19 protein-coding genes and 1 tRNA gene are annotated in these 19,030 nt (G+C 61.1%); 14 read left to right on the plus strand and 6 right to left on the minus strand.

The genetic code is table 11. The features are described 5' to 3' along the window. The first annotated feature begins 10 nt into the window (after window positions 1–10). The 4 genes from tenA (at window position 11) to AC1D1Z_RS00960 (ending at window position 3,207) form a co-directional block, all read left to right on the plus strand. Window positions 11–709 carry a thiaminase II gene (gene tenA / locus AC1D1Z_RS00945; RefSeq protein ID WP_131605428.1) on the plus strand — a complete coding sequence of 233 codons (699 nt, stop codon included), beginning with the start codon at window positions 11–13 and terminating at the stop codon, window positions 707–709. Window positions 710–786: 77 nt separating this feature from the next. Next, window positions 787–2,619 (plus strand): translation elongation factor 4, encoded by a 1,833-nt coding sequence (lepA, locus tag AC1D1Z_RS00950; protein ID WP_003544593.1) that lies wholly within the window; start codon window positions 787–789, stop codon window positions 2,617–2,619. Between the two features lie 58 nt (window positions 2,620–2,677). After that, window positions 2,678–2,908: a type II toxin-antitoxin system CcdA family antitoxin gene (locus tag AC1D1Z_RS00955; RefSeq protein WP_018447942.1), complete on the plus strand. Its 231-nt coding sequence runs from the start codon at window positions 2,678–2,680 to the stop codon at window positions 2,906–2,908. After that, window positions 2,908–3,207: a CcdB family protein gene (locus tag AC1D1Z_RS00960; RefSeq protein ID WP_018244371.1), complete on the plus strand. Its 300-nt coding sequence runs from the start codon at window positions 2,908–2,910 to the stop codon at window positions 3,205–3,207. The genes AC1D1Z_RS00955 and AC1D1Z_RS00960 overlap by 1 nt, the downstream gene beginning before the upstream one ends. 3 nt (window positions 3,208–3,210) lie before the next feature. On the opposite strand, the gene AC1D1Z_RS00965 is transcribed toward AC1D1Z_RS00960, so the two are convergent. The 3 genes from AC1D1Z_RS00965 to AC1D1Z_RS00975 form a co-directional block, all read right to left on the minus strand. After that, a complete protein-coding gene (locus tag AC1D1Z_RS00965) occupies window positions 3,211–3,663 on the minus strand; it encodes a GFA family protein (RefSeq protein ID WP_018244370.1) in 453 nt (150 codons plus the stop codon). Between the two features lie 85 nt (window positions 3,664–3,748). Beyond that, window positions 3,749–4,297: a sugar O-acetyltransferase gene (locus tag AC1D1Z_RS00970; RefSeq protein ID WP_018447944.1), complete on the minus strand. Its 549-nt coding sequence runs from the start codon at window positions 4,295–4,297 to the stop codon at window positions 3,749–3,751. 11 nt (window positions 4,298–4,308) lie between these two features. Then, on the minus strand, window positions 4,309–5,085 hold the full coding sequence (locus AC1D1Z_RS00975; RefSeq protein ID WP_205928506.1) for a type 1 glutamine amidotransferase: 777 nt from the start codon (window positions 5,083–5,085) through the stop codon (window positions 4,309–4,311). Window positions 5,086–5,289: 204 nt separating this feature from the next. Between AC1D1Z_RS00975 and AC1D1Z_RS00980 the strand changes: the two genes are divergently transcribed. Then, entirely contained in the window at window positions 5,290–5,583 is a 294-nt protein-coding gene (locus tag AC1D1Z_RS00980) for an Rdx family protein (RefSeq protein WP_003544579.1), read from the plus strand. Between the two features lie 9 nt (window positions 5,584–5,592). Here the strand turns inward: AC1D1Z_RS00980 and AC1D1Z_RS00985 are convergent, their stop codons facing one another. After that, complete coding sequence (locus tag AC1D1Z_RS00985) at window positions 5,593–6,012, minus strand: BA14K family protein (RefSeq protein WP_028731782.1); 420 nt, start codon at window positions 6,010–6,012, stop codon at window positions 5,593–5,595. 168 nt (window positions 6,013–6,180) lie between these two features. Here AC1D1Z_RS00985 and AC1D1Z_RS00990 point away from each other — a divergent pair. The 4 genes from AC1D1Z_RS00990 to AC1D1Z_RS01005 all read left to right on the plus strand — a co-directional run bounded on the left by AC1D1Z_RS00990 (window position 6,181) and on the right by AC1D1Z_RS01005 (window position 8,879). Continuing rightward, window positions 6,181–6,267: transfer RNA gene (locus AC1D1Z_RS00990), tRNA-Leu, on the plus strand. 527 nt (window positions 6,268–6,794) lie between these two features. Further along, the gene (locus AC1D1Z_RS00995) at window positions 6,795–7,934 is read left to right on the plus strand and encodes an acyltransferase family protein (protein ID WP_131605426.1); all 1,140 of its coding nucleotides are present in this window, start codon (window positions 6,795–6,797) and stop codon (window positions 7,932–7,934) included. A gap of 298 nt (window positions 7,935–8,232) precedes the next feature. Further along, a complete protein-coding gene (locus tag AC1D1Z_RS01000) occupies window positions 8,233–8,523 on the plus strand; it encodes a poly(hydroxyalkanoate) granule-associated protein (RefSeq protein WP_131605425.1) in 291 nt (96 codons plus the stop codon). A 77-nt stretch (window positions 8,524–8,600) separates the two neighbouring features. Then, window positions 8,601–8,879: a hypothetical protein gene (locus AC1D1Z_RS01005; RefSeq protein ID WP_165505491.1), complete on the plus strand. Its 279-nt coding sequence runs from the start codon at window positions 8,601–8,603 to the stop codon at window positions 8,877–8,879. Here the strand turns inward: AC1D1Z_RS01005 and AC1D1Z_RS01010 are convergent. Both AC1D1Z_RS01010 and AC1D1Z_RS01015 read right to left on the minus strand, forming a co-directional pair. Further along, on the minus strand, window positions 8,864–9,196 hold the full coding sequence (locus AC1D1Z_RS01010) for a hypothetical protein (protein WP_018447947.1): 333 nt from the start codon (window positions 9,194–9,196) through the stop codon (window positions 8,864–8,866). The genes AC1D1Z_RS01005 and AC1D1Z_RS01010 overlap by 16 nt on opposite strands. A gap of 59 nt (window positions 9,197–9,255) precedes the next feature. Continuing rightward, window positions 9,256–10,869: a GumC family protein gene (locus AC1D1Z_RS01015; RefSeq protein ID WP_477849200.1), complete on the minus strand. Its 1,614-nt coding sequence runs from the start codon at window positions 10,867–10,869 to the stop codon at window positions 9,256–9,258. A gap of 134 nt (window positions 10,870–11,003) precedes the next feature. Between AC1D1Z_RS01015 and AC1D1Z_RS01020 the strand changes: the two genes are divergently transcribed. The 5 genes from AC1D1Z_RS01020 to AC1D1Z_RS01040 all read left to right on the plus strand — a co-directional run bounded on the left by AC1D1Z_RS01020 (window position 11,004) and on the right by AC1D1Z_RS01040 (window position 18,541). Continuing rightward, window positions 11,004–12,053, plus strand: a complete 1,050-nt coding sequence (locus tag AC1D1Z_RS01020) for a glycoside hydrolase family 5 protein (protein ID WP_131605423.1) — start codon at window positions 11,004–11,006, stop codon at window positions 12,051–12,053. 2 nt (window positions 12,054–12,055) lie between these two features. Further along, window positions 12,056–13,336 carry a hypothetical protein gene (locus AC1D1Z_RS01025; RefSeq protein WP_131605422.1) on the plus strand — a complete coding sequence of 427 codons (1,281 nt, stop codon included), beginning with the start codon at window positions 12,056–12,058 and terminating at the stop codon, window positions 13,334–13,336. 46 nt (window positions 13,337–13,382) lie between these two features. Continuing rightward, window positions 13,383–14,399, plus strand: coding sequence for an acyltransferase family protein (locus tag AC1D1Z_RS01030; RefSeq protein WP_477849202.1), 1,017 nt, complete (start codon window positions 13,383–13,385; stop codon window positions 14,397–14,399). Between the two features lie 210 nt (window positions 14,400–14,609). Continuing rightward, window positions 14,610–15,494, plus strand: coding sequence for a formyltetrahydrofolate deformylase (gene purU / locus AC1D1Z_RS01035; protein ID WP_018244360.1), 885 nt, complete (start codon window positions 14,610–14,612; stop codon window positions 15,492–15,494). Between the two features lie 119 nt (window positions 15,495–15,613). Further along, window positions 15,614–18,541 carry an aminotransferase gene (locus tag AC1D1Z_RS01040; RefSeq protein ID WP_477849205.1) on the plus strand — a complete coding sequence of 976 codons (2,928 nt, stop codon included), beginning with the start codon at window positions 15,614–15,616 and terminating at the stop codon, window positions 18,539–18,541. Window positions 18,542–19,030 lie beyond the last annotated feature (489 nt).

A 19,030-nucleotide genomic window follows, 5' to 3' on the forward strand; every position in this document is an offset into this window, starting at 1 on the left:
GGAGAGAGTGATGGACGGCAGCATGCAGAGCACGGAAACGACGGAAAGCTTCACGGCTGCCGCCTGGGACAGGATCGCGCCGATCATGGCTGAAATCGAGGCGTTGCCGCTGCTGCAGCGCCTTTCGGACGGCACGCTGCCGCCGGAGGTTTTCCGGCACTACATCCTGCAGGATGCGCTCTACCTCAAGCATTATGCGCGATGCCTGGCGATCGTCGCGGCCAAAGCGCCCGACAATGCGCAGGTCCTGCGCTTCCTCGGTTCGGCGCAGAAGGCGATCACCGTCGAGCAGGGCCTGCATGCCGGCTTCCTCACCCAATTCGGCATCACCTCCGCCGATGTTACATCAGCCGAGCCCTCGCCGGCCGGCTTTGCCTATACGAACTTCCTGCTTGCCACCGCCTATCACAGCTCCTACGCGGTGGCGCTGTCCTCCATCCTTCCCTGCTTCTGGATCTACTGGCACGTCGGCGAAGCGATCAAGAGCCGGCCTGTTATCGAAGGCAATGCCTTCCAAGCCTGGATCAACACCTATGGCGATCCGCAATTTGCCGCCGGTGCCCGCGAAGTCATCGCGCTGACCGACATCGCCGCCCGCGCCGCATCGCCGGTGGAGCGGGCGCAAATGACCGATGTCTTCGTGCGCGCCTCGCAATATGAATGGATGTTCTGGGATTCGGCCTGGCGGCTGGAGACCTGGCCGGTCTGATAGGCGCCCCGACACAGGACGAAATAGCGTAAACAGCGGGATAATTACCGCTTTGCGGCAGGGGGCGGCGCTGCTATATGGCGCGCATGAGCACCAATTCCACCACTCCGCTGTCCCATATCCGCAACTTTTCGATCGTGGCCCATATCGACCACGGCAAGTCGACGCTGGCCGACCGCCTGATCCAGACGACGGGCGGCCTTGCCGAGCGCGAAATGTCCGAGCAGGTGCTCGACAATATGGATATCGAGCGCGAGCGCGGCATCACCATCAAGGCACAGACCGTGCGCCTGCATTACCAGGCGAATAACGGCGAGAAATACATTCTCAACCTGATCGACACGCCCGGCCACGTCGACTTCGCCTATGAAGTCTCGCGGTCGCTGTCGGCCTGTGAAGGTTCGCTGCTTGTCGTCGACGCCAGCCAGGGCGTCGAAGCGCAGACGCTCGCCAACGTCTACCAGGCGATCGACAACAACCACGAGATCGTCACCGTCCTCAACAAGATCGACCTGCCGGCCGCCGAACCAGACCGCATCAAGGAACAGATCGAGGAAGTGATCGGCATCGACGCTTCGGAGGCTGTGCTGATTTCGGCAAAGACCGGCCTTGGCATTCCCGATGTGCTGGAAGCGATCGTCCACAAGCTGCCGGCGCCGAAGAGCCCCGGCGGCGAAAAGGCGCCGCTGAAGGCGCTGCTTGTCGACAGCTGGTACGACGCCTATCTCGGCGTCATGGTTCTGGTCCGCGTCATCGACGGCGTGTTGACCAAGGGCCAGACGGTGCGGATGATGGGCACCGATGCGAAATACCAGGTGGAGCGCGTCGGCGTGCTGACGCCGAAGATGGTCAATATCGACCGCCTCGGCCCCGGCGAGATCGGCTTCATCACCGCCTCGATCAAGGAAGTGGCCGATACCCGCGTCGGCGACACGATTACCGAGGACAAGCGGCCGACGGCCCAGGCGCTGCCGGGCTTCAAGCCGGCCCAGCCGGTGGTGTTCTGCGGCCTCTTCCCGGTCGATGCCGCCGACTTCGAGGATCTGCGCGCCGCCATGGGCAAGCTTCGCCTCAACGACGCCTCCTTCTCCTTCGAAATGGAATCGTCGGCGGCACTCGGCTTCGGTTTCCGCTGCGGCTTCCTCGGCCTGCTGCATCTCGAAATCATCCAGGAACGGCTGGAGCGCGAGTTCGACCTCGACCTCATCGCCACCGCACCCTCGGTCGTCTACAAGATGTACATGACCGACGGCACGGAGCGCGAGCTGCACAATCCGGCCGACATGCCAGATGTCGTCAAGATCTCGGAAATCCACGAGCCGTGGATCCGCGCGACTATCCTGACGCCCGACGATTATCTCGGCGGCATCCTGAAGCTCTGCCAGGACCGGCGCGGCATCCAGATCGAGCTCACCTATGTCGGCACGCGCGCGATGCTGACCTACGACCTGCCGCTCAACGAAGTCGTCTTCGATTTCTACGACCGGCTGAAGTCGATCTCGAAGGGTTATGCCTCCTTCGACTACACGCTGACCGACCACCGCGAGGGCAACCTCGTGAAGATGTCGATCCTCGTCAACGGCGAACCGGTCGACGCTCTGTCGATGATGGTGCACCGGACGGCCGCGGAAAAGCGCGGCCGCGACATGTGTGAGAAGCTCAAGGAGCTGATCCCGAAGCACATGTTCAAGATCCCGATCCAGGCGGCGATCGGCGGCAACGTCATTGCCCGCGAGACGATCTCGGCGCTGCGCAAGGACGTGACCGCGAAATGCTACGGCGGCGACGCCACCCGCAAGCGCAAGCTGCTCGACAAGCAGAAGGCCGGCAAGAAGCGCATGCGCCAGTTCGGCAAGGTGGAGATCCCCCAGGAAGCCTTCATCGCCGCGCTGAAGATGGGCGACGAATAACGCTTCTCAACGGTATTTTATGCGCATACACTGTGCGCATAAAATTGAGGAGATCGTTATGGCTCAGCGACCAAGAAAAGCAGCGAACCTGTCTCTTGATGAAGGTCTCGTTTCCCAGGCGCGCGAGCTCAAGATCAACATATCCCGGGCGGCGGAAGATGGTATCGCACAGGCCATAAAGGCGGAGCGCGAGCGGCTTTGGCGTATCGAGAACGCCGAGGCTATTGCCGCTTCCAATGCCTATGTCGAAAAGCACGGTCTGCCGTTTCAGAAATATCGACAGTTCTGATGGCTCGGTTTCATGTTTACAATCTTATGCATACCAACGCGCTTGCCCTCGATCTGCAGTCCGACTTGCTTGGTGAGCTGACAACGCGGACCATGGCGCCGATGCTTCCATTGGAAGCTCTTCCCAAAATCATGCGTCAGCTCAATCCACAATTCGTGATCAATGACCTGCCCTATGTGATGGCTACCCAATTCACCGGCGCAATTTCCGTAAAGGAGATTGGAGGCGTGGTGGCGGATCTTACCGCCGACAGTGATCGAATTATCGCCGCCGTCGATTTTCTCTTCCAGGGTTTCTGAGCCTCATCCCCTGCCCATATATTCCTTCACCAGCCCCTCATAGGCGTCCATTTCAGGCAGCGCCGCGTAGCTGTACACCGCCCCAGTCTCGGCGAATGACAGCTTCTCGCTTGTCCAGGTTTCGATGAAGGGCGTGAACCAGCTCGGATCGTCGAGCATGGTCGCGCGCAGATTGACGAACCAGTCCATGCCTTCCGGCCGGGTGAACATCCAGCTCATGCAATGCGGGCAGAAATAATGCTTCGTGACGCCATGCAGGCCGCCGATCACCGGCTCGCCTTGCGTCACCTCGAACCCTTCGCTTGGGATGGCCGCACTCAGCGAATAGGCGCTTGATGTCATCTTCTGGCACCCCGTGCAATGGCAGGCCATGGTGAGCAGCGGCGGAGCGCTGATCTTCAATCGCACCCGGCCGCAACGGCAGCCGCCCTCCATCGGTAAATTCAGTTCGCTCATGCTTTCCTCCCCTTTGCCCTCTCATCTAGCGGAATGATCGCCGCTGTCGAGATGGCGAGGGGCCATCATGGGATAGGAGCCGGCGTTAGCGGATGCGGGCTGGATTGCCGACTACGGTTGCGCCGGCCGGCACATCCCTGGTGACCACCGCACCGGCCCCGACGATCGCACCGTCGCCGATGGTGATGCCGCCGAGGATGATGGCGCTGCCACCGATCCAGACGTCGTTGCCGATGGTGACCGGCCGGGCGATCTCGATGCCCGTGCTGCGAAGCGCCGGCTCCTTGTGATGCTCGGCGCAATAGATCTGCACGCCGGGGCCGAACATGCTGCGATCACCGATCGTCACCCGGCCGGAATCGAGAATGGTGCAGCCGGCATTGAAATAGACGCGCTCGCCGAGAGTGATATTGATGCCGTAGGAGCAGTGAAACGGCGCCTCGATGAAGACATTGGGCGCGGCCTGCGCAAAGAGTGCCCTCAGGGCTGGCGCAACCGCGCCGCGCGCATCCGGCGGCAGCGAATTATGCGCGTGGACGGCCAAGCGCGCCTGCCGGCGCAAGAGATCGAGCTCGTCATCGAGGCAGCAATACCATTCGCCTGCCGCCATCTTTTCGCGTTCGCTGGCCGCCATCGCATCACCCCTCACGCCGAGGCCTGCGACAGCATTTCGACCTCTTCCCGTTCGATCAGGCTGACCCAGGCGCGCGCAATGGCAAGGCCCGCGGCATCGGCGGCTCCGCCATGCCTTACCGCCAGTTCGGCATGTTTCTCCAGCCAGCCCGGCGCAATACGCGCGATCGTGTCGGGAAATTCGGCCTTCCATTGCCCGACGACGTCCGAATTGGCCTCGAAATGGAACTGGGTGCCATAGACGGCGCGACCGATGCGGAAGGCCTGGTTCTCGGCGACGGGGCTCGAGGCGAGACGCACCGCGCCCTCAGGCAGGGAAAACGTGTCGGCATGCCATTCGAAGATGGTGAACTCGCCGCCAAGCGCCGACAGCAGCGGATCGGCCCGGCCATCGGCGGTGACGCCGATCCGGTGCCAGCCGAATTCGCGGGCGATCCCTAAGTGATTGTCGGCGCCATAAGCGCGGGCGAGAATCTGGCTGCCGAGGCAGATGCCGAGCACGGTCTTGCCGGCATCGCCGAAGCGGCGCGTGAGCCGGACGAGCTCCGGCAGATAGGGATGGGTTTCGTCATCCAGCGCGCTCTGCTCGCCGCCGAGAACGACGAGCGCGTCATGGCCCGATATATCCAGCGGCAGGATGCCGTCCTGCCACACCCGGAACCACTCGATCTCCGCTCCCGCCTCGTCGAGCGCTGCGGCAAGCGCGCCGAGGCCGGTATTTCGCATATTTTCGATGACTGCGACGCGCATGGGCTCTTCCTGGTATGGCCGACCATCGGAAGAGACCATGGCGGAGGACGGCGCGCAAGACGCCAGAACAGGATTCAGGCTTTAGGCCGGTTCGGCCCAAAATCTGAATCCTGTTCTTAATTAAATAGTTGGAGCATGATGTCGCCCGAAAACCGCTCACACTTTTCGGCATCATGCTCTAGCGAGGGCGATTGCGCGCACGCGCCACAGGGCTTAAATCTCAACAAACGAAAGGACATCGCCATGACCGAAAAAGCCCGCGTCACGATCCTCTACTGCACCCAGTGCAACTGGCTGCTGCGCGCCAGCTGGATGGCGCAGGAGCTTCTGCACACCTTTTCCGACAGCCTCGGTGAAGTGGCGCTGATCCCTGCCACCGGCGGCAATTTCGAGATCCGCGTCAATGGCGATCTGATCTGGGAGCGCAAGCGCGACGGCGGCTTTCCCGGGCCGAAGGAGCTGAAGCAGCGGGTCCGCGACATCGTCGAGCCCGGCCGAGATCTCGGCCATGTCGACCGCGCCTCGCTCGAAAGCTAATCACGACGATCAGCGATAGGGCGAGCGGCAGGTCTTGTAGATGCCCTCATAGGTGAGGAACCGATCCGTCCGCGGATTGTAGGAGCGGTACTCGTTGCTGCACCAGGCGGCATGGCTGTTCATGTCGCGCGCCTTCGGCTGCACCCTTTGCACCGGCGGCGGATCATAGGTCAGCTGCGGCGGCCCGGCAGCGCCCGGCCGGTAATAGGTCGGCCCCGCGCCGCGCGGGCGGTAGTTCGGCTGGACATAGGCGGGGCGATGCCACTGCTGCGGCCCGAACCCGAAGCAGCCGCGAAAATCGCAAAGCGTCGAGCCGGTATTGAGCGGCCCGACCCCGGGCTTGCCCAGCTTCAGCGAATCGGCCCCGGCGACGGCGGGTGACAAAACGGCCAAGAGACCGGCGAGCAGAAGCGTGCGGGGAGCAAGCATGATGCATTCCTTTCGATATTTCCTCTATATAGGGCGTGCCAACCGGAGCGCTATGCCCACCCTTCGGCGCTCCCTCGCATGTGATCGGCCGCTTTTTCGCCAACTGTCAGAAAAACTTCAAAAACCCAGTTGACAGTCAGGGGCCACCCCCTTACATCGCTCTCCGTCGCCCAGATGGCGGAATTGGTAGACGCGCCAGCTTCAGGTGCTGGTACCCGAAAGGGTGTGGAGGTTCGAGTCCTCTTCTGGGCACCATTCCATTTTATCCCCTTTGAAATTGTTGAATATTCACCCYTTCAAAGGGGTGGCCGTTCTCGACTGCTGCAGTGGGCGCCACAATGATGGTGGAGATGGCCCGGCCGACCAAGCGGCCGGTAGCGACAACCTTCAATTCCGCAAGGGTATGCTGCCAGTCCTGTCGATTCTTCGAGGGAGGGCTTGCTGCGATTAAGCATTTGGTTGCATTACGCCRTGAGCCGCTGTCTGTGCCGTCAGCCGCTGGCGTCTACCACAACAGCACGACATTGCAGCAGTCGGCCCGAGCGAGCGTCATCTGACGCCGTCTACCCGAAGATTTCACCGCACGGGCTGATAGTGGCCGCGCAGCGGGACCTTGTCGTCCATCGAGATGAAGCCGACGCGTTCGCTCCAGCGGCATGCCGACGCTGATGTATGTCTGCGGGCAAAATCGGATCGGCTAAAAATGTTTGAAGGCCGTCGCCTGCGCTTGCATATCCAGCCGTTGATATGCACAAAGACTACATGTTTAACGGGAGAATGCCATGGGTAACGTCGCAGGCAGTGGCCGAATTGGCTGCTTGGATGGAATGCGCGGCATTGCTGCCCTTTGGGTCTTGATCGGGCATGCACACCTTTTGACCGGTTTCGAGGTACCGGTTATTGGCGATCCAGATCTCGGCGTAGACCTTTTTATAATGCTATCAGGCTTCCTGATGGTGTTTCACTATCAACTGCGCAGAGACAGAGAGCCGTGGGAATCGACCGATACTTGGCGATTTTTTTGGACGAGGCGATTCTGCCGCATCGCTCCCTTGTATTACGTCCTGCTCGTGGTCGCCCTCGCACTGGGTCCCTACCTCTACGACGCTCGGATGATTATCGATGCCTTTAATGGCAAACCACCGCAAGCAGCAACGCGCTATGTGGACGGCAGCATCGCCAACTACTTAACGCACTTGACATTTATATTCGGCCTCATCCCCCACTACGCGTATCGCACCGCCTTGCCGGATTGGAGCATCGGGTTGGAGATGCAATTTTATGTGGCTCTCCCGTTCTTGATGATCATCATTGGTCGGGTTGGGTGGCTGAAGGGCATCGTCGGCATCGTCATCTTGAGTGTCTTAACCGCGCTCGCCGTTCATCGGCTTGGTGTGCGATTTCCAATGCCAACATTCCTGCCGATGAAAATGCACGTTTTCGCTGCGGGAATGCTGCTGGCAGGCGCTTTATGGATGAAACCGAACAGGCGGGCCTATGTGGCATTTGTCATTGCGACGCTGTTGGTCCTGATTCCGATTGGTGGCGCTATGACCGTGCTCCATCAAGCCGTTCGTGTTTGTCTCGTCGCCTTGTTCTTTGGACTGGTGCATGTTGATAGGCTGCCCAGAGCGGTGGCGGGCATTGCGCGCCCAGTCGGCGCGTTCTTGGGCAACAGATTCTGCCATCACTTGGGGGAGCTTTCGTTTGGCGCCTATCTGATTCACCTTCTGGTGATGCTGCCAGTCATCGCCACATTGATCCAGAATTATCCGATGACCGACCCTTCCCGCTGGGCGGTGACGCTGATTATTACGATTCCGATCGTCTATGCTTTGGCATGGCTCGGCTACAACTTCATCGAGCTGCAGGGACAAAAGGCAGGCAAAGCTCTTTCGCGACCGAGGACGATAAGCGCGTAAGATTTGCTTTATCCAATGCCGCCATCGAGCAGCATGGGCCCAGATCGGCCGAGCGAACTCAATTCCAGTTGGCCAACGGCGTCACAGCGCGCCTTGTCGAAGGCTGCCATAAACGCTCGGCCGCTCAATCCCAAACGTCATCCCCTAACGAAACATTTATCTCCTCAGGGTGGCACTTGGGCGGAATAGCCGCGCCAGCTGAATTGAAGATCCAGATCGCCCCCCGGCCGGAGATTGCTGGCCTCCATTGACTCCACTCCCAAATGAGAACATAAAGCGAACACAATGGAGTCTTGCGATGATCCGATACGCCACGTCCGCAGCCAGCAACCCCCAGCCGCCGAAGGCGCGCGAGGTGTCGGTCGCCGAGCCGGCCACTGAAATGCCTCCCACCAAGCCGGTCATTGAGGTCGCCTCTGCCGGGGCGATGCTTGCTGCTTACCCGCTGCTGCCCAGCTCCGATGCAGACGAGCTCGGCTCCGACACTCGAGCGAAAGCCACCAAGCCAGCACGCCGTGCGGCAACAAAACGTAAGCCTAAGGTCGCCGAGGCAGACGACGCTCCACTCCAACTTGATCTGGAGACTTAGCCGCAACGATCCGGCCAAGGTATGGCAGCGCCTGGGAATCTCCACCATAATCTATATAGCACTTCGGAATCCCGAAATTGGCTGACGGATTGAAATCATTGAATGTTTCTCCGCGACAACAGCTTGCGAAAGGCGTCGGATTTCGGAATCCCGAAGCGGGGGAATTTCGAGATTCCGAAGTGGGATTTTTTCTTTCTGCCGACACGCCCGCCTTTGTCAGCAGCCATCGGCCGGCGGAATGGGATCCGGCGCCGTCCTGTCCAGATCAGCCGCTGTCTGTGCCGTCAGCCGCTGGAGGCTACCACAACAGCACGGCATTGCAGCAGTCGGCCCGAAGCGTTCACCGCACCGGCTGATAGTGGCCGCGCAGGGGGACCTTGTCGTCCATCGAGATGAAGCCGTCGCGTTCGCAGACATACATCAGCGTCGGCATGCCGCCGGAGCGGAAGATCTCGTCGTAACGGCGGCGGATCTGCACGGTTTCGGTGCGGCAATTGTAGGAATCCTCCTCTTTCTTGTCCGGCTGCGCCTTGACGCCGGGAAGACCCTTATAGGGATAGAGGGGTTGAACCCCGGAATCGACGGATTTTGTCCAGTCGACGGCAAAGGCGGACGCCGGGGCGAGGCTCGAGACGGCAACGAGCGATATCAGAAGCATCATCAACAGCCGCATGGGAACTCTCCTGCCGGCAATAGGCCGCTCTTCCGATGTAGGAAAACCGGCGACCGTCATCAAGCGGCCGCAGCGGGGGACTTCCTGAAATAATTTCTGATGACGGGATGGCCGAAGAGACCGGCGAGGATCGCAAAACCGGCGCCGATGACGAAACCCGCGAGAAAACCGCCGATGACGCCGGCAACCAATAGAATCGTCTTTCCGGGACCGTCTCCCTTGACCGGCGGCTCGGCCGGCGAAATGACGCGAATGTTACTCTGGTTGAAGTTCTGTTCCTCGCTCGTCTGGCCGGAGCGTTTCAGCACCGTCTCGTAAATATCGCGCGCCGCCGTCGCCTTGCGCTGCAATTCGTTCAATTCCACCTGCTTGTCGGAGGTACTCGCCTGCAGCGCCTTCTGCACGGCAAGTTCCTTGGCGATGCTGTCCTCGGCGGCCTTGGCCTGCTCGTATTCGCCCCTTGCCGAGGTGGCGAGACGCTGCAATTCGCCCTTGATTTCGCCTGATATGCTCTGCAGCGAGGAGCGGGCCGCCTGCAGGCGCGGATGACGCGTGCCCATCTGGCTTTCGAGGCTGCCGACGGCGGCGGCCTGGGTGGCATATTGCTGACGCAGACTGACGAGCGGCGAGGTGACGCCGCCCTCCGCCTGGTTGCCGGCGACGATGTCCTCGACGCGGAGAGTGGCGACGGCATCGGCGCGCGCCTTCGCCTGGATGGTCTTTTCCTGTGCCGTCACCAGCATCGTGTTCAGCGACACGAGCCGCTGATCGGAAATCAGGTTACCTTCTGTCGCGGCCATGTCGTTGTCGGCGCGGAAGGTTTCGACAGCCTGCTCGGCCTCCAGCACCTTCTGGCGCAGGTCGTTGAGGCGTCCGTCGAGCGTCGAGGAGGTATTTTCGTAAATGCCGTTCGAGGCGCTGTTCTCTTCCTCGGTGAAGGAGGTGACGACCTGGTTGGCAAGCCTTGCGGATTTTTCGGGATCATTGGTCGTGGCGGCAAGCGAGACGACATAGGTGCTGGCCTCACGGGTGATGACCAGCGCCTTCTGCAGAGTGCCGATCACGGCGGCGCCATCCGTGCGGCCGCCGGTGAATTCGGGATCCTGGTCGAGCTTCATGGCTTCAGCGACGCGCCGCAGCACATTGCCCGAGGTCAGGATCTGCACCTGGCTATCGATCAGCGCCGAGATCATTTCCGGCGAGGGACCCGAAGATTGCGCGCCGGTATCGGCAAGGCCGATCTGGCGCGGGTCGAAATAGAGGCTGCTGACGGCGGTGAATTTCTGGGCGATGCGCGGCGCCACCGCCCCGCCTGCCACAGCTCCGAGAAGCGCCAGGCCCAGCACGATCAGCCGTCGGCTCCAGATCGCGGCGATACTCGAGCGGAGGTCGAGAAGTGGTGCGGCAGGCGCGGATGCTGCGTTCGCCGGCGCGTCGACGACAGGTTGTTTTGGAAGCGGCGGCGGAGGTGCCGGACGCTCATACTGGCGGGTTTCCGCAGTATTTTCCGGCGGCACGAAAGGGGGCGAAGCGGGTTCGGGCGACGGCCGGACGAAATCATCCGGGCGGATGACGGGACTGCGCATGCGCACGCCTTCCGGCGCAGTCTGAGATGGCTCAAAACTGCGCCAGCCAGGGAGCCGGCTTACCCTGTTCCTGTCATACTGGTTCATACGCGCACTCGTGTCCCGCCCAGCGTGAAAGACTGAAGCCGAGGTGCTGATACTTTAGAAATTCTTAGCTAACGGACCGTTAAAATAACTTCAGCGACGCCGACGTTGCGATTGCCGCGATAGCGAGGATGGCCATGAGGACGACACGACATCTGACAGCGCTGCTGCTTGCGGTCGCTCTCACCCCGTCGCCGGTCCCTGCGGCTGAGGCCCCGTGCTACCGCGGCGTCAATTTGTCCGGCGGCGAATATGGCGAGCGCGGCGGCATCTATGGCACCAACTATACCTATCCCGGCGAAGACACGATCAGCTATTTCGCCAAAAAGGGCATGACGATCATCCGACTGCCCTTCCGCTGGGAGCGGCTGCAGTCCGCACTCGGCGGGCGACTCGACGAGGACGAGCTCAAGCGGCTCAAGGATACCATCGGCCTCATTCGCAAACACGGCATGGCGGTTCTGCTCGACCCGCATAATTTCGGCTATTACGACAAGACCCAGGTCGGCACGGCGCCGGCAACGGATGCCGCCTTCGGGGATTTCTGGGCAAGGCTCGCCGTTGAATTCGCCAATCAGGACGGTGTTCTCTTCGGCCTGATGAACGAACCGCACGACATCAAGGCGACCGACTGGCTGGATGCCGCCAATGCGGCGATCCGCAGCATCCGCGCCGTCGGCGCGCGCAACCTCATCCTGGTGCCGGGCACTGCCTGGAGCGGCGCGTCAAGCTGGGAAAAGGATGTGATCGGCGGCGCGAACGGCACGGTGATGCTCGGCGTGCGCGATCCACTCGATTTCTACGCCTATGAGGTTCACCAATATCTCGATGCCGATTCCTCCGGCACCCATCCGACCTGCGAAGGCTCGACTGCTGCGGTCGAGGCGATCGCCGGGGTCACCGCCTGGCTGAAGCGGAACCACAAGCGCGGCTTTCTCGGTGAATTCGGCGCCTCCGCCGACAAGGACTGCATGAGCGGATTGACCGAAATCTACGCCACCATGACTGATAATAGCGACGTCTGGCTCGGCTGGTCCTACTGGGCGGCCGGCGAATGGTGGCCGGCGGACGAGCCCTTCAACGTCCAGCCGCGCAAGGGCCCCGAGCGGCCGCAGATGCGGCTTCTTGCCGAGGCGGCAAAAACCGATGCCGGCAATTGCTCCGCCGTCAAGCCTGCGGGGAAATGAGCATGGCAGTCGCCGATCACAGGACAGCGACATTCACTGTAGCCGGCAACCGGCTCGATGCTGCCGGCGAGGCATCACGCACCGATCATACGGTGCTCTGGCTCGGCCTGCTCTCCGTGCTCTACAACGGCATTCTGGCCTTCATCAACCACAACATCGTGCCGCTTTCGATGACGCATGTCGCCGTCAGCGAAGGCCTGATCATGGCGAGCGCCATCATCTACATCCTGCACAAGGGGATCTACGAGACCGACCTGCCGGCCTTCCTGTTCCTGCTGTTCACGCTCATCGTGACCATCTATGTCAGCGTGCTCAACCGCATGCTGTTCATCGATCATTTCCGCAACGTGCTGATCATCTTCTGCTTTACCGGGCTCGGCGGCTGGAGCAACGAGAAAACGATGAAGCTCGCCTTTCGCTGGGCAAGTCTTGCCGTCATGATCTTCCTGATCTTCGAGATCATCAGCGTGCCGTTCTATGTCAGCATCGTCCACCCGTCCGATTATTTCGCCAATACGCGCGGGCTGCTGCCGCTGAGCTACAACACGACGGGCCTCTTCCAGAACGCGCTCGGCTTTCCCGAGCGCTTCTCCTTCGGCATCATCGACCATCGTTCCTCCTCGATCTTCCTCGAACAGGTGTCGCTGGCCAATTTCTGCGGCGTGATCGCGGTCTACCTGATCTCGATGTGGGAGAGGCTTGGCCGCTGGGACCGGTTGCTGATGATCAGCACGGCCGTGCTGATCCTGGTGACGAACGACACGCGCACGATGCTGATCTTCTGCTTTGCGTGCATCGTGGGCTACTTCGTCTTTCCGAAGATCCCGAAGAATTTCAATCTGGCGCTGATGCCGCTGATCGTCGCCGCCGGCTTCCTCGTCTACGTGATGAAACCCAATGCGACGGGCGACAATTTCACCGGCCGCATCAACCTGACGATGAAGAAGATCATGGAGCTCGATCCGCTTGCCATCCTTGGACTTTCGGTCGACCGGGTCGCCGAATTCGCCGACAGCGGCTATGTCTACCTGATCTACGCGGCGACGATCTTCGGCGTCATCGCCTTGTGGCTGTTCGTCTGCCTCTTTCCCGCCGGGCGCACGGCGGCGCAGCGGCGCTGCGCCCATTCACTTTCTCTTTTCATTTTTCTGAATATGATGATCGGGGGAACCGCGGTCTTCTCGATGAAGATCGCCGGTCTCCTATGGTTCGTCGTCGGATATGTGCGCTTCCACGACAGCCCGCGCATCCGGCAGGGTCGTCCGGCAGATGTATTGAGTTGACCGCAGCGGCGCCTGTCCGCGCGAGCCCGAGGGAGCAAGACGCTCGATGCTTGTCCAGCTTCAATATCTGCGTGCCATCGCGGCGCTGATGGTCGTCTATTTCCACGCGATATTGCAGCTTGCCAAGGTCAATCCCGCGGTCGACGCCACCGCCTTCATCTATGGCGAAACCGGCGTCGACATCTTCTTCGTCCTGAGCGGTTTCGTGATGTGGCTGACGACGAGCGGACGCGCGATGAGCCCGGTCGATTTCGCCCGGCGGCGCATCAAAAGGATCGTGCCGCTCTACTGGCTGGCGACGCTGTTTTCGGCGACTGTGGCGCTGGTGGCCCCGTCATTGTTGAAATCGACGGTGTTCGACCTGCCGCATCTCATCGCCTCGCTGTTGTTCCTGCCATGGGCCAATCCCGCCGATCCCAGCACGATCACGCCGGTGGTCGTTCCGGGATGGACGCTGAATTACGAAATGTTCTTCTACTTGGTCTTTGCGCTTCTGCTGCCGCTGCAGGAAGTTCGCCGCATCCCCGCGATGTTTGCCGTCTTTGCCGTTATCCTGATCACCTGCCGGCTGCTGCCGGAAACGACTGTGACCCGGTTCTACCGCGAGCCGATCATGCTGGAGTTTCTCGCCGGTGTCGTGCTCGGCTGGCTATACGGACAGAAGGTCCTGCTACCGAACCGCTGGGCTTGGGCAGCCCTTGCCATGGGCTCCGCCTTTCTCTTCATCAACGAGGCGCTGATGCCGCCGGAAAGCCGGTTCTACGCCTGGGGTATTCCGGCGATCTTCATCATGTACGGCGCCGTCTCCATCGATTTTTCCAGGCTGCCGGTTGTGGGATGGCTGAACTATCTCGGCGACTGCTCCTACAGCATCTATATCACCCACGCCTTCACGCTGGCTTTTCTCAGGGTCRCCGCCGATCGGCTGCCGATCGGCATCCTGCAGCAGCCCGTGCTCTTCGTCATCCTCTCGCTGGTGCTCTCGTCGATCGGCGGCGCAATTATCCATGAGATCACGACGCCTCGCCGGAAAGCGGCCGTGGCGAGCCGGCCGCCGGCCTAAAGCGCGTCGAAGGCGAGAATACGCATCCAAGCGGCGCTGACGGTACAGTTTTTCGCGCAACTTCTCCTAAGCTTCAGACTTGGCAAATGAGAGAACTTGCAGAAACGTGATGGTTTCTCTTGCAATTTGTCGCATGAATGAAAGTGCGCCGGCCTATTCGCGGCCCGGGCTTTGATCTAAGCACGGCGGCGGCCTTGGAGAGGGAAAGACATGACAAGTTACGTATTGACGGTATCCTGCAAATCGACACGCGGCATCGTCGCGGCGATTTCGAGCTATCTGGCAGACAAGGGCTGCAACATCGTCGATAGTTCCCAGTTCGACGATCTCGATACCGGCAAGTTCTTCACGCGGGTGAGCTTCATCTCCGAGGAAGGCGTGCCCCTTGCCGAACTCAAGGAAGGCTTCGAGCCGATCTCCAAGCGGTTCGCCATGGATGCCGAGATCCATGACGGCAACGCCCGCATGAAGGTGCTGCTGATGGTGTCGCGGTTCGGCCATTGCCTCAACGACCTGCTCTACCGCTGGAAGATCGGCGCGCTGCCGATCGATATCGTCGGCGTCGTCTCCAACCATTTCGACTACCAGAAGGTCGTGGTCAACCACGACATCCCCTTCCACCACATCAAGGTGACGAAGGAGAACAAACTGCAGGCCGAAGGCCAGATCATGGATATCGTCGAACAGACGGGTACGGAGCTGATCGTTCTCGCCCGTTACATGCAGGTGCTTTCGGATGCGATGTGCCAGAAAATGTCTGGCCGGATCATCAACATCCACCATTCCTTCCTGCCGAGTTTCAAGGGCGCCAATCCTTACAAGCAGGCCTACGGCCGCGGCGTGAAGCTGATCGGGGCGACGGCGCACTACGTCACCGCCGATCTCGACGAAGGCCCGATCATCGAGCAGGACACGGCGCGCATCACCCATGCACAGTCGCCCGACGACTATGTCTCGATCGGCCGCGACGTCGAAAGCCAGGTGCTGGCCCGTGCCATCCACGCCCATATCCATCACCGCACGTTCCTGAACGGCAACCGCACCGTGGTCTTTCCGGCAAGCCCCGGCGGCTACGCTTCCGAACGCATGGGTTGAGCGCCGCATAGACCCTGCATCTCTTTTGCTGGCGAATGACAATCTCCCGTTGCCTGCCGGCGGCAAGTACTTGATTATCTCGTTCAATAGGTAATCGAATCATGCTGCGGAGGGGTGTCATGACCGACGAGGCGCTTGTTGATCGCATGGCGCTGCCGCGTCCCGACGTCACCGCTAGCGACGCGGAAGAGATCCTCCTTGCTCATTACAGCCTCTCCGGCACGCTTACCGAACTCGGCAGCCAGCAGGATCGAAACTATCGCGTCGATAACGATCGTGGCCGCTACGTCCTGAAGATCTGCCATGCAGCCTACGAGACCCGCGAGCTCGAAGCGCAGAATGCGGCGATCCGTCACCTCAAAAGCCGGCAAGATGCGCCGCGCGTTCCGCAGGTGATCCCCACCAATGACGGGCGGGAGATCGTCGTCCTGACCGTGCGCGGGCAGGGCTATCAGGTCCGGCTGCTGGAATATCTCGAAGGCCAGGGGCTGACGGAGCTGACCTATCTGGCGCCGGCCTCCGTTGCGGCCCTCGGCGCGCTCTGCGCCAGGCTGGCGCTGGCGCTTGCCGATTTCAACCATCCTGGTCTCGACCGCAGCCTGCAATGGGATCTCAGGCGCGCCGGGCCGGTCGCGGTGCAGCTGCTGTCCGCGATCACCGACAGTGCGGCGCGCGACCGGATCGCCAAGACCATGGTGATGGCCATTCGCCGCATCCAGCCGTTGGCGCCATCGCTTCGGCTGCAGGCCGTGCATCATGACGTCACYGGCGACAATGTCGTCGGCCACCGCGACGTCCGTGGCCATACGATCCCCGACGGGGTGATCGATTTCGGCGACATCATCCGCGGCTGGCTGGTCGGCGACCTCGCCGTCACATGCGCTTCGCTGCTGCATCAGGCGGATGGCGACCCTTTTTATATCCTGCCAGCCGTCACCGCCTATCAGGCGATCTACCCGCTGACCGAGGAGGAACTGAAGGCGCTCTGGCCGTTGACCGTCGCGCGCGCGGTCATTCTCGTCGCCAGCAGCGAGCAGCAGATTTCGGTCGATCCCGATAATGACTATGTCCGCGGCAATCTCAAGCACGAGCGGGCGATCTTCGATACGGCGATGTCCGTTCCCTTCGAACTGATGGAAGCCGCGATCCTCAAGGCGGCCGGCGCAGACGTTGCCGCCCCGGAAACATCGGGATGGCTGCCGTTGCTGCCGGACATCGATCCCGCCGGGATCGCCTTTGTCGATCTTGGGGTGCGGAGCCCGCATTTTTCTGCCGGCAACTGGCTGAATACCGACATGGACTGGCGGCTGCTTGCCCGCGTGGCAACGGAAAACGGCATCGCAGCGACGCGCTATGGCGAATATCGGCTTTCCCGCGCGAGCTTGGGAAATGCGACGGGACAGGCAACCAGCGCCCTGCATATCGACATTTGCCTCGCGGCAGGCAACGCGATTGCTGCACCCTTTGCCGGTCGCATCGGCTGGAAGGACCAGCATCTGACGCTTGCCAGCGACAGCATGACCCTGCATCTCGATGGGCTCGATCTCTCGGTCGAGGATGGAGCTGAGGTGGCCGCCGGCGATCCGCTCGGCGCGGTTTTCGGAGAGGCTGYGTCGCTCGGCGGGCTGCGCGTCCAGCTTTGCAGCGTCGCAGGTCTCGAACCGCCGCTTTTTGCCACGCCGCGCACGGCCGCGGCCTGGTCGGCGCTCTGCCCCTCACCCTCGCTCCTTCTCAGCCCGGAAGCCGATGCACCGAGATCTGATGCCGCCGAACTGCTCGCCAGGCGGCAGGCGCATCTCGCAAGGCCGCAGAAGAACTATTACGCGGCGGCGCCGCAGATCGAGCGCGGCTGGCGAGAGCATCTGTTCGATGTCGAGGGCCGCGCCTATCTCGACATGGTCAACAACGTCACCATTCTCGGCCATGGCCATCCCAGGTTCGCGGCAGCGATCCACGCCCAATGGCTGCGGCTCAACACGAATTCGCGCTTCCACTATGCCGCGATCACGGAATTTTCCGAACGCCTCGCCGCCCTGTCGCCGGACGGGCTCGACGCGGTCTTCCTGGTCAACAGCGGCTCGGAGGCGAATGATCTGGCGCTTCGGCTGGCGCAAGCCCATAGCGGCGCGCGCAAAATGCTCTGCCTGCTCGAAGCCTATCATGGCTGGTCGGCGGCGAGCGACGCCGTCTCCACCTCGATCGCCGACAATCCGCAGGCACCGACCACCCGGCCGGACTGGGTGCATACCGTCGTTTCGCCGAACACCTATCGCGGCGACTTCCGTGGTCCCGATACGGCAGCGGATTATCTCGGCATGGCGACGCCGGTGCTGGAGGCAATTGATGCTGCGGGCGAAGGCCTTGCGGGCTTCATCGCCGAATCGGTCTACGGCAATGCCGGCGGCATTCCGCTGCCGGACGGTTATCTCAGGGAAATCTACGCGCAGGTACGCGCTCGCGGCGGCCTCTGCATCGCCGATGAGGTGCAGGTCGGTTATTCCAGGCTCGGACATTATTTCTGGGGCTTCGAGCAGCAAGGGGTCGTGCCTGATATCATCACCGTCGCCAAGGGCATGGGCAACGGCCATCCGCTCGGCGCCGTCATCACCACGCGGGAGATTGCGCAATCGCTGGAGAAGGAGGGCTCTTTCTTTTCCTCCACAGGCGGCAGCCCCGTCAGCTGCATCGCCGGCATGGCGGTGCTCGACATCATGGCCGAGGAAAAGCTGCAGGAAAATGCCCGGACAGTCGGCGATCATCTGAAGGCGCGGCTCGCCGCGCTGATCGACCGTCATCCGATTGCGGGCGCCGTGCACGGCATGGGCCTCTATCTCGGCCTCGAATTCGTCCGCGACAGAACGACGCTGGAGCCGGCGACGGAAGAGACGGCTGCAATCTGCGACCGGCTTCTCGAACTCGGCGTCATCATGCAGCCGACCGGCGATCACCAAAATGTGCTGAAGATCAAACCGCCGCTCTGCCTCAGCATCGACAGCGCAGATTTTTTCGCGGACATGCTGGAGAAGGTGCTCGAAGAAGGCTGGTGACACGGGGCTTCCAGCATTAACCAAATCGGTCATTTCGAGGCATGGCGATTTTTAATGAAACGGGCCATTGCCTGATACAGCAAGGCTTCCTATGTCTGCCGCTGTGATCGATCGAACTTCCGATTCTGTCATGCGAATTTAACGAAGGACTGATATGTTTCTTTCTGTAAGTTCGGGCTGCGACGGAATGAATTTTTTCGGATCGTCGATATTTTGACACGTTTCGGAATATGTTTCCGACAGGCTATCGGGTAATCTCTACCAAGATAGTAGATTATTGAAGACAGCCATCACCGGCCCCGGGCTCTCCCGGGACCTCTCAAGTGCAACGCCAACACAAGGAACGAGCATGATAGACATCGATATTCTCGCCGATCTCCTTGGGCGATCTGTGCTTGGCAATGACCGTCCGGGCGCCCTCTCCCGCCCGAACTGTCGAATGTGACGTTCGTCCTCCTTTCAACGGTACCAGACAAGTCAATTCGCCAT

Source organism: Rhizobium sp. P1_E1 (assembly GCF_056406015.1).

What these genes read in the sequence shown, in the direction of transcription:
- tenA (WP_131605428.1), top strand. Translation starts at nt 11, where the DNA reads ATGGACGGCAGCATGCAGAGCACGGAAACGACGGAAAGCTTCACGGCT.
- lepA (WP_003544593.1), top strand. Translation starts at nt 787, where the DNA reads ATGGCGCGCATGAGCACCAATTCCACCACTCCGCTGTCCCATATCCGC.
- AC1D1Z_RS00955 (WP_018447942.1), top strand. Translation starts at nt 2,678, where the DNA reads ATGGCTCAGCGACCAAGAAAAGCAGCGAACCTGTCTCTTGATGAAGGT.
- AC1D1Z_RS00960 (WP_018244371.1), top strand. Translation starts at nt 2,908, where the DNA reads ATGGCTCGGTTTCATGTTTACAATCTTATGCATACCAACGCGCTTGCC.
- AC1D1Z_RS00965 (WP_018244370.1), bottom strand. Translation starts at nt 3,663, where the DNA reads ATGAGCGAACTGAATTTACCGATGGAGGGCGGCTGCCGTTGCGGCCGG.
- AC1D1Z_RS00970 (WP_018447944.1), bottom strand. Translation starts at nt 4,297, where the DNA reads ATGGCGGCCAGCGAACGCGAAAAGATGGCGGCAGGCGAATGGTATTGC.
- AC1D1Z_RS00975 (WP_205928506.1), bottom strand. Translation starts at nt 5,085, where the DNA reads ATGGTCTCTTCCGATGGTCGGCCATACCAGGAAGAGCCCATGCGCGTC.
- AC1D1Z_RS00980 (WP_003544579.1), top strand. Translation starts at nt 5,290, where the DNA reads ATGACCGAAAAAGCCCGCGTCACGATCCTCTACTGCACCCAGTGCAAC.
- AC1D1Z_RS00985 (WP_028731782.1), bottom strand. Translation starts at nt 6,012, where the DNA reads ATGCTTGCTCCCCGCACGCTTCTGCTCGCCGGTCTCTTGGCCGTTTTG.
- AC1D1Z_RS00995 (WP_131605426.1), top strand. Translation starts at nt 6,795, where the DNA reads ATGGGTAACGTCGCAGGCAGTGGCCGAATTGGCTGCTTGGATGGAATG.
- AC1D1Z_RS01000 (WP_131605425.1), top strand. Translation starts at nt 8,233, where the DNA reads ATGATCCGATACGCCACGTCCGCAGCCAGCAACCCCCAGCCGCCGAAG.
- AC1D1Z_RS01010 (WP_018447947.1), bottom strand. Translation starts at nt 9,196, where the DNA reads ATGCGGCTGTTGATGATGCTTCTGATATCGCTCGTTGCCGTCTCGAGC.
- AC1D1Z_RS01015 (WP_477849200.1), bottom strand. Translation starts at nt 10,869, where the DNA reads ATGAACCAGTATGACAGGAACAGGGTAAGCCGGCTCCCTGGCTGGCGC.
- AC1D1Z_RS01020 (WP_131605423.1), top strand. Translation starts at nt 11,004, where the DNA reads ATGAGGACGACACGACATCTGACAGCGCTGCTGCTTGCGGTCGCTCTC.
- AC1D1Z_RS01025 (WP_131605422.1), top strand. Translation starts at nt 12,056, where the DNA reads ATGGCAGTCGCCGATCACAGGACAGCGACATTCACTGTAGCCGGCAAC.
- purU (WP_018244360.1), top strand. Translation starts at nt 14,610, where the DNA reads ATGACAAGTTACGTATTGACGGTATCCTGCAAATCGACACGCGGCATC.